An 8,106-nucleotide genomic window follows, 5' to 3' on the forward strand; every position below is an offset into this window, starting at 1 on the left:
GTCTGTGCAGACTGTTTCTACCTATATTTTATAAATGATTTTCCCGCCAAGGTCTAGCCGCTTCGCGAGTTAAGAAGTGAATACGGCCGGGGCTCCGATTGGGGCTCCGGCCTTTTGTTTTGGCTTTTGGGGCTACTGCTCGGGTTTCAGGTTGCCCTGCGGCGGCGCGACGATGAACTCGACCGGGGCCGTGGGGCAGACCTCGCGCGCCGCGTCGAAGGCGTCCTGTTCGTTGAAGAGGAAAATTCCGATGTTGCCTCCTCCATTGCCATTCAACCCAGGTACGTCGTTTTGAAGCGGTTTGCCGTTTGCCGTGACCGTAAGGGCGGTCCAGTAATGCAACTTGCCATGCTCATCCTTGTGGTGTCGCTGCGCCGAATTCACGAGCTGCTGCAGTTGCTCTTTCCTCTCAGGCCGTGTGCGGAAGGAGACGAAATAGAAAAAGCCTTGCGGGCTGTGTATATCCAGCAAACCGTCGGGCATGCGGACAATGAGGACTTTCTTGACGTCCTCGCAGGTGAGGTCATAGGTCGGCTGCTGCGCGAGGGCCGTGGCGGGGACCAGCAGGAGCAGGAGGAAAAGAAGATTGCGCCTCACTGTTCTCATCCTCGGATCTCATACCGGATAGTCGAGCCTTCGAGGCCATGAGAGGTCAAATTAACGTTCCACCAAAGGGGCGTTTCGCCGAACTTGTAGAATGAAAATGAGTCAGACAGCCCCGGCACAAGGAACCCCGTTGATTGCCGCGTCGTGTAATCGATTCGCATTTCAACACCTGCCGGGAATGGCCCCAGGTTCAAAAACGTGATTGTGATCTTTTGACCCGCGCCAAAGTTTTCAGCTGCGATGTCCTCGTATCCCTGTAAGAGTCCGAAAGCCACTACCTTGGGCTGCCGCTCCGGCGGGCTCACCCTGCGCGCCTCGCAAGTGCAGTTCGGATGAACCGGAACGGGCTTGCGGGCGGAACGCATGCCCATCAAGAGTTTGCACGTGCGGCAGGCGTTCTTGCTGGGAACGATTTCCCAATATTCGTTTGCGCCAGTGTTGGCAACGCCTTCCATGTGCTTGGGCAGGCCGTAAATCAACTGGTCGTCGCCGATGTGCTGGACTCGATCGTCACCCATGGTTGTGCTCCTTGTTTTGGAATGCGGGTGCTCCCGGCTGATGCCGAGAATTGCCGCAGAGCATAGCACGGGTTTTGGGAGGCCAGCAGAAAAGGGCTGAGAATGGGCAATACAGGGCAAAACAGGCAGGAAAAAGCCGTGCGGAAAACCCTTGACGGGTTTTGCAAAAAGGCCGGAACCCTTGCGGACCCCGGCCTTTTTGCCTTCATTTCGCCAGCGCGCGGAAGCTACTCCGCCTCCCGCGCCTCCACCACCTTCAGCTCGTTTGTCAGCGCGTCGATGCGCCCGAAGAACAGGTCGAAGCGCATGCCCGGCTGCACGCGGTCGCCCAGCATGCTGCGCGGCACGCGCGTGGTGATCTGAAGCTCCGGCAGCGACAGGGTGGGGTAGGGCCCGGCGTCTTCCACCACCACGGCCGGGAAGGGCTCGCGCTTGTGCTGGGAAAGGTACACCAGCTTCCAGTACCGCGGGCGGAAGCGCTGCACCTGGCCCACCTCCTGCGTGCGGGCCGAAAGGTGCGGGATGATGGCCTCCAGGCCCGCGCGGTCCAGCCTGGGCGCGCCGGTTTCAAGATAGCTCTGCACCTGGGCCATGTTCAAAAAATCCACATAGCGCCGGATGGGTGAAGTGAGGGTGGCGTAGGCCTCGCAGGCCAGCGCCGCGTGCTTGCGAGGCTGGCACTCCAGGGCGGGCGGGGCGAGGAGCTTCACCACGCGGTAGATGTCCACCGCGTCGTTGAACACGCCCGTGGCCTCCTTGGGCAGGGCGATGTCCTGGGTGCGGCACAGGAGCGGCACGCCGCGTTCCCGCGCCCACAGGGCCATGCCGCTGTTGGCCAGGATCATGAACTCGCTGACCAGCAGCTCCGCGTCCGGGCTGGTCTCGCGCAGGGATATGTCCACCGAGATGTTCTGCGGCTCGCCCGTCAGCACCACCTGGGGTTCGGGCTTGTCGATGACCACGGCTCCGCGTTCCAGCCTGCGCTGGAACAGCTCGCGCGCGATTTTCATGCCCAGGCAGATGTGCGCGTCGCTGCCGGAATCGATGGCGGCCTGGGCGTCCGGGTAGGCGATGTTCCGGGCGATTTTGACCCAGGCGAGACGCGGCCGGGCTTCCACGATCTCGGCGCGCTCGTTCAGCAGAAATTCCGCCACCAGGGCGGGCTTGGGGCCGTCGGCCGTCAGGCTGTAGAGCCCGGTGCCCAGCTCCTCGGGCATCATGTGCCCGCTGCCCTCGGGCAGGTACAGGCTGGTGGAGCGCGAGAACACCTCGCGGTCCAAGGGTGAGCCGAAGTCCCAGGTCACGCCGGGCCGGGCCAGGGTGACCGAGCAGGAGTACCCGGCGTTGCCATCGGGCAGGGTGGCCGGGGCCACGAAAAAGGCGTCGTCGATGTCGCGCGTGGTGGCCGCGTCGATGCTGACGTAGGGCGTGGGGTCCACCTGGGCGCCGGCGGCAAGGGTGGCGAAGCGCTCCTTCTGCGCCGCGATCTCGCCCGCGAAGTCGCGCGACCAGCCGTCGCCCCAGGCGTAGCCCACTTCGTCGAGCAGGTGGTTGTGGTGCGGCGGCAAAACGCCCCAGGCCTGGGCCAGCTGCAGGGCCAGGTGCGGGGCCTCGCCCTTGATGGGCAGGGGCTTCTTGAGGTTCTCCCACAGCTTGGCCAGGGCGTCGTATTCGCCGTTCCCCGATCCATTGGGCCCGCCGCTGGTCTTCTTGGCCACCTGGGCCAGCAGCATGGCGCGCAGGCGGGCCTCCACCTCCGGGTCCATGCCCTCGGCCTCGCGCAGCACCACGTGCGGGGAAAGGGGCGGCTGGCCGCTCTTGATGCGCGCCCACAGGGCGGAGAACACCGCGTGCCCGGCGCTGGCCACGGCTTCGCGGTCCTTGTCCTCCTGCTCGCGCGCCAGGCGCGCCTCCACCTTGTCCGCCGGGTGGATCTCGAAGTCCGGCGGCTGGAACTTGAAATGGGCCTTGGCGGCCAAAAGCGCGCGGCCAAGCGCGGCGATCTCGTCCACGCCGGGCTCGGTCCACAGGAGCTGGGCGAACCACTCCGCCGGGGCCTGGGTCAGCTCGCCCTGGGCCATTTCCCACAGCTCCATGGCGTTCACCCCGGCCATTATCCCGCGCCGCCGGGCCTCGATGTCGTCGAGCTTGTGGCCGATTTCCTCACGCGTGGCGCCGGGGGCGAACTCCGGTCCGCTCCAGGGCAGCAGGCGGGCGGCGGGCAGCTTCACCTCGCGCTTGGTGCGGGTCAAAAGGCGCAGGCGGCCTTGCGCTTCCTCCAGCACCCAGGCCAGGTGGGCCTCGTTGTCCTGAAGGAACTCAACCACCGCGCCCGGCCGGAGAAAGCCGGAAAGCTTGAGCGTTTTCGTCATGTGGGCCTAGTGCTTAAAGGAGCGCTGGCCGGTGAAGACCATGGCCACCTGGGGCGTGGCCTCGTTCACCGCGCGGATGACCTCGGAATCGCGCATGGACCCGCCGGGCTGGGCGATGGCCGTGACGCCCTGGGCCAGGCAAAGGTCCACGCCGTCGCGGAAGGGGAAGAAACCGTCGCTGACGAGCACGGAGCCGGGCAGGCCGCCGCGCGCTTCGTCCGAGCGTCTGCGGATGTCGGCCAGGGCCTCGGCCTTGGCCGCATCGGAACGAGCGGCCAGCATCAGCTCGAAGATGCTCATGTTCTGCTCCTTGAACGAGAGCAGGTCGGCGTACTTGGTGCGCGCCTTGGCGATGGTCAGGTCCACGCAGCCCACGCGGTCCTGCTCGCCGGTGCCGATGGCCGTGGTCACGCCGTCGCGCACGAAGATGACGGAGTTGGAGCTGACGCCCGCCTCGATGGACCAGGCGAAGATCAGGTCCTGCATCTCCTGGGCGCTGGGCTTGCGCGCGCTGTAGGTCACGCCGTCCTTTTCCGTGGTGGCGGGCAGGAAGTCGGCCTCGCTGCGGATGCGGCTCTGGAAGGAGGTCTGGAGCACCAGGCCGCCGTCGAACAGGGCCTTGATGTCCAGGAAGGGCGCGCGGGCCAGCTCGTCGAGCTTCGCGATGCCGGGAATTTTGAGGATGCGCAGGTTCTTTCTGGCCTTCAGGATGTCCACCACGCCGGGTTCAAATTCCGGCGCGGCCACCACCTCGAAGTAGAAGGAGTTGATGAGCTCGGCGGCTTCCTTGGTCAGCGGGCGGTTGACCACGATGGCCCCGCCGAAGGCGGCGATGCGGTCGGCCCAGAAGGCGCGGGAAACGGCCTCGGCCACGCCAAGATCGGTCCAGGCCGCGCCGCAGGGGTTGTTGTGCTTGAGGATGACGGCGGCCGGGCGCGCGGTGAGGTACTGCAAAATATTGAGGGCGTTGTCCACGTCGGTCAGGTTGGTTTTGCCCGGGTGCTTGCCCGCCTGGAGCATGTGCTCCTCGGTCAGCGCGGAGACAAGGCCCTGGCCGGGACCGCGGAAGGCCACGCCGTCGAGCACCAGGCCGCCGCCCACCTGCTCGTAGAGCGCCGCGGGTTGGTCCGGGTTCTCGCCGTAGCGCAGGCCGCGCACCTCGCCGCCGATGTTCCAGGTGCGCTTTTTGTAGACCAGCTCCTGGTCGCCCAGGGTGATGCGCAGGTCTTCGGGAAAGCTGTCGCCCAGCAGGGTGGTGTACATCTTCTTGAGGTCGCTCATGCCGTGTCCCTTCCTTGATTGTGATGAAATCGCGTGCGGAGAGTTCCTAGCACAGCCGCCTGCGGCGGGCAAATTTGAATTGGCGGCCGGGCCGCTTTCTGGTAGTCAGCGCGCATGCGCCTTTTTCGGCGCGCCCGGAGGACTTCCCGCATGCCCGAATCGTATTTGGAAAACGCCCTGCTCAAGCTGTCGCGCCAGCTGGTGGCCTTTGACGAGGCCTCGCTCATGGATTTGTGGGAACGCTACGCCGAAGCCGTGCGCGAGTTCGAGCCCACGCGGCGCTGGGAAGAGGCGGCCCTGGTGTTCGGTCTCATCCAGGCCGTGCGCATGAAGAACCAGCTGTTCAACTACAACCTTTCGGCCTCGCGCCAGCCTGTCGCCCCGCCGCCGGGGCTGGAGATGCTCGATCTGACCGCGCCCCAGACCAGTGCGAACGGGGCGGGTTCAAACGGGGGGCGCGCTTCCGCGCAGGCCGAGAGGGCTGATCAGTCTGGTGCGGGGCAGCGCGCCGGCGACAGGGCTCCGGGCCGGGCCTCAGTTCGCCAGGGCAAGCCGAAGGCTGGGAAGCTGATTCCCCTGCGCCGAAGCGAGGACTAGCCCCCGGATGGCGAAGGTGAAGTAGCGCACCTTGTCCACGAAATCCACGGCCTCCGCCCCACGGCACAGGCCGTAGCGCGTCTGCTGCGCCACGGAAAGCTCCGCCAGTCTTGGCAGGGCTTGGCGCACCCCCAGCCACGAGGGCAGCTTCTGCCCATCCCCGCGCATCAGGTCGATGGCGTCCTGCACGTGCCCCTGGCCCACATTGAAAGCGGCCAGGGCCAGCAGCATGGCGTCGTCCGCCGCGTAGCCCATTTCCGTGAACTGCGTGCGCAGGGTGGACAGATAGCGCGCGCCGGCGTTTATCACCTCGGCCGGATCGTCCGGGTTTTTCACACCCAGCTCCTCCAAGGTGGCGCCGGTCATCTGCATCAGCCCGCGCACCCCGGTGACGCTTACCGCGCCGGGATTGAAGCGCGATTCCTGGTGGATGACCGCCGTGAGCAGGGAGGGGTCGAGCCGCCATTTGCGCGCCGCGCGTTCGATGGCCTTGTGGTACTCCGGCACGTTCAGGGTCAGGGTGCGCCGCAACAGCTCCATCTCGAAAGGATCCGGGTCGGTGGGGAAGAAGCCTTGGGTGCGCTCGCGCAGGGCGGGCAGGCTGCCGTCGGCCATCAGCTGCTTCCAGAAGCCGTTCATGGCCTTGTCCAGGCGGGGCACGTCGGTTCGCCATACGAAGCGGTACGAGGCCTCGTGCTGGGTGGGGGCGGTGTCGCGCACCTCGGCCACGAAGGGCAGAAGCAGGTGCAGGGCGTCGAGCGGCAGGGCCGGGGCCTGGCGCGGGCTTAAAGAGAAGGATGCCGCCACGCGCAACAGCTCGTCCAGCGCGCCGGAGGCGTTCTCCGGCGGGGCGTAGCCTTCCTCCCAGTCCACGGCGTAGATGGGTTGCCGGTCATACTCCGGCCCATAGGCGATGTTGGTGTTGCGCCGGGCGTTTTTTGCTTCGCGGGCGCTCATGCCCTGGGGGGCCACGCCAAGGGCCAGGCCGATCTGGGCCTTGCCCGTTTCGACCAGATCCAGGGTCTCCTCCGGAGTGTCGGTGAACACGAAGGACAGGTTCACGCCGTGTTCGCGGGCGAAGCGTTCAAGCAAAGACTTTTCGAAACTCATGGAGGCGTCGGCCGTGATGCGCGTCTGGCGCGGGGCGGCCACCACCAGGCTCTTGGGCATGGGGAGAGTAAGCGTGTGATGCACCACGAGCCCGGCCAGCGCAGCCGTGAGCACGCCGAGGATCAGGCGTTCGCGCCTGAAACCCTGGCGGGCTCTTGCTGTCTTGTCCGGGGGGGTTGTTGACATGTGCTGAATCCTCTTTTACGCAATTGTGCCGCTTGCCGCAAAAACGGCGTCCTTGAGGACGGGCAAGTAGTCATAAGGAGCGTCCATGTCAAATATCGTGGTCTTCGGGTCCCAGTGGGGCGATGAGGGCAAGGGCAAGATCGTCGACATGCTGGCCCAGGAAGCCGCCGCCATCGTGCGTTTCCAGGGCGGCAACAATGCCGGGCACACCCTCGTGGTGGCTGGCGAGAAATGCGTGCTGCACCTCATCCCCTCCGGCATCCTGCACCCGGGCAAGGTCTGCCTCATCGGCAACGGCGTGGTGCTGGACCCCGAGGTCTTCCTGCGCGAGATCGACACCCTGGCGAAGAAAGGCGTGGATGTGAGCCCCGCGCGGCTCATGATCAGCAAAAAGACGCATATCATCATGTCCTACCACCGCGCCCTTGATGTGGCCCGCGAAGGCCTGCGTTCCGGCGGCGCCAAGATCGGCACCACGGGCCGGGGCATCGGGCCCTGCTACGAGGACAAGATGCACCGTTGCGGCATCCGCGCGGCCGATTTGGCCGACCCGGAACTGCTGCGCGAAAAGATCGCCCGCGCCATTGAGGAAAAGAACGTCCTGTTCAAGAACCTCTACAATACAGAGGTTATGGACCCCGAGGCCGTGTACCGGGAGCTGCTGCCCATTGCGGAGCGCATCCGTCCCTATCTGGCAGACGTCTCCACCGCCATTCAGGATGCAGTGGCCGGGGGCGGCACCGTGCTGTTCGAGGGCGCCCAGGGCACCCATCTGGACATCGACCACGGCACGTACCCTTACGTCACCTCGTCCACCACGGTCTCCGGCAACGCTGCTTCCGGCTCCGGCTGCTCGCCGCGCATGCTCGAAAGAATCATCGCCATCGTGAAGGCCTATACCACCCGCGTGGGCGGCGGTCCGTTCCCTACCGAACTTAACGATCCCACCGGCGAGTATTTGCAGGAGAAGGGCGGCGAGTTCGGCGCCACCACCGGGCGCAAGCGCCGCTGCGGCTGGCTCGACCTGGTGGTCCTGCGCGAGAGCGCGCGCCTGAACGGCCCCACGGAACTGGCCGTGACCAAACTCGACGTGCTTTCCGGCCTGCCGGAGCTCAAGATCTGCGTGGCCTACGAATACAAGGGCCAGCGGGTGAACTATCCCCCGCAGGAGCAGAACGCCATGGCCCACGTCACCCCGGTGTACGAGACCATGCCCGGCTGGACCGAGGACATCACCCAGGTGGCGTCCTTCGCCGATCTGCCGGAGAACGCCCGCAAGTACCTCATCCGCATGGAGGAGCTTTCCGGCGTGCCCATCGGCCTCGTGTCGGTCGGGCCGGACCGCAAGCAGACCTTCACGCGCGGCTAAACCCCGCACAATATAGTAAGGAAACCCCATGGCCACCCCCGCGCCTTCCGGCAAGGACGGCCAAACC

The 8,106-nt window shown here is 65.7% G+C and carries 7 protein-coding genes; 2 read left to right on the forward strand and 5 right to left on the reverse strand.

Annotated features, from left to right (window positions below):
• Positions 1–132 precede the first annotated feature (132 nt).
• The 4 genes from VN419_RS10950 to VN419_RS10965 all read right to left on the reverse strand — a co-directional run bounded on the left by VN419_RS10950 (position 133) and on the right by VN419_RS10965 (position 4,777).
• Positions 133–597: a hypothetical protein gene (locus tag VN419_RS10950; RefSeq protein WP_325647268.1), complete on the reverse strand. Its 465-nt coding sequence runs from the start codon at positions 595–597 to the stop codon at positions 133–135.
• A 5-nt stretch (positions 598–602) separates the two neighbouring features.
• The gene (locus VN419_RS10955) at positions 603–1,124 is read right to left on the reverse strand and encodes a hypothetical protein (RefSeq protein WP_325647269.1); all 522 of its coding nucleotides are present in this window, start codon (positions 1,122–1,124) and stop codon (positions 603–605) included.
• A 227-nt stretch (positions 1,125–1,351) separates the two neighbouring features.
• Positions 1,352–3,496 carry a ribonuclease catalytic domain-containing protein gene (locus VN419_RS10960; RefSeq protein ID WP_325647270.1) on the reverse strand — a complete coding sequence of 715 codons (2,145 nt, stop codon included), beginning with the start codon at positions 3,494–3,496 and terminating at the stop codon, positions 1,352–1,354.
• 6 nt (positions 3,497–3,502) lie between these two features.
• A complete protein-coding gene (locus VN419_RS10965; RefSeq protein WP_325647271.1) occupies positions 3,503–4,777 on the reverse strand; it encodes an IMP cyclohydrolase in 1,275 nt (424 codons plus the stop codon).
• A gap of 150 nt (positions 4,778–4,927) precedes the next feature.
• Here VN419_RS10965 and VN419_RS10970 point away from each other — a divergent pair, with 150 nt between their 5' ends.
• Positions 4,928–5,374: a hypothetical protein gene (locus VN419_RS10970; protein WP_325647272.1), complete on the forward strand. Its 447-nt coding sequence runs from the start codon at positions 4,928–4,930 to the stop codon at positions 5,372–5,374.
• Here the strand turns inward: VN419_RS10970 and VN419_RS10975 are convergent.
• On the reverse strand, positions 5,312–6,670 hold the full coding sequence (locus tag VN419_RS10975; protein WP_325647273.1) for a transglycosylase SLT domain-containing protein: 1,359 nt from the start codon (positions 6,668–6,670) through the stop codon (positions 5,312–5,314). The two genes, VN419_RS10970 and VN419_RS10975, sit on opposite strands and share 63 nt — an antisense overlap.
• Positions 6,671–6,755: 85 nt before the next feature.
• On the opposite strand from VN419_RS10975, the gene VN419_RS10980 reads away from it, so the two are divergent.
• Complete coding sequence (locus VN419_RS10980) at positions 6,756–8,039, forward strand: adenylosuccinate synthase (protein WP_325647274.1); 1,284 nt, start codon at positions 6,756–6,758, stop codon at positions 8,037–8,039.
• Positions 8,040–8,106: the final 67 nt, after the last annotated feature.

Source organism: Humidesulfovibrio sp., from assembly GCF_035560995.1.
In the GTDB taxonomy this organism is placed as follows: Bacteria; Desulfobacterota; Desulfovibrionia; order Desulfovibrionales; family Desulfovibrionaceae; genus Humidesulfovibrio.

Excerpts from the sequence above, each read along its gene's own strand:
- VN419_RS10955 (WP_325647269.1), bottom strand. The coding sequence starts at position 1,124 with ATGGGTGACGATCGAGTCCAGCACATCGGCGACGACCAGTTGATTTAC.
- VN419_RS10960 (WP_325647270.1), bottom strand. The coding sequence starts at position 3,496 with ATGACGAAAACGCTCAAGCTTTCCGGCTTTCTCCGGCCGGGCGCGGTG.
- VN419_RS10965 (WP_325647271.1), bottom strand. The coding sequence starts at position 4,777 with ATGAGCGACCTCAAGAAGATGTACACCACCCTGCTGGGCGACAGCTTT.
- VN419_RS10970 (WP_325647272.1), top strand. The coding sequence starts at position 4,928 with ATGCCCGAATCGTATTTGGAAAACGCCCTGCTCAAGCTGTCGCGCCAG.
- VN419_RS10975 (WP_325647273.1), bottom strand. The coding sequence starts at position 6,670 with ATGTCAACAACCCCCCCGGACAAGACAGCAAGAGCCCGCCAGGGTTTC.
- VN419_RS10980 (WP_325647274.1), top strand. The coding sequence starts at position 6,756 with ATGTCAAATATCGTGGTCTTCGGGTCCCAGTGGGGCGATGAGGGCAAG.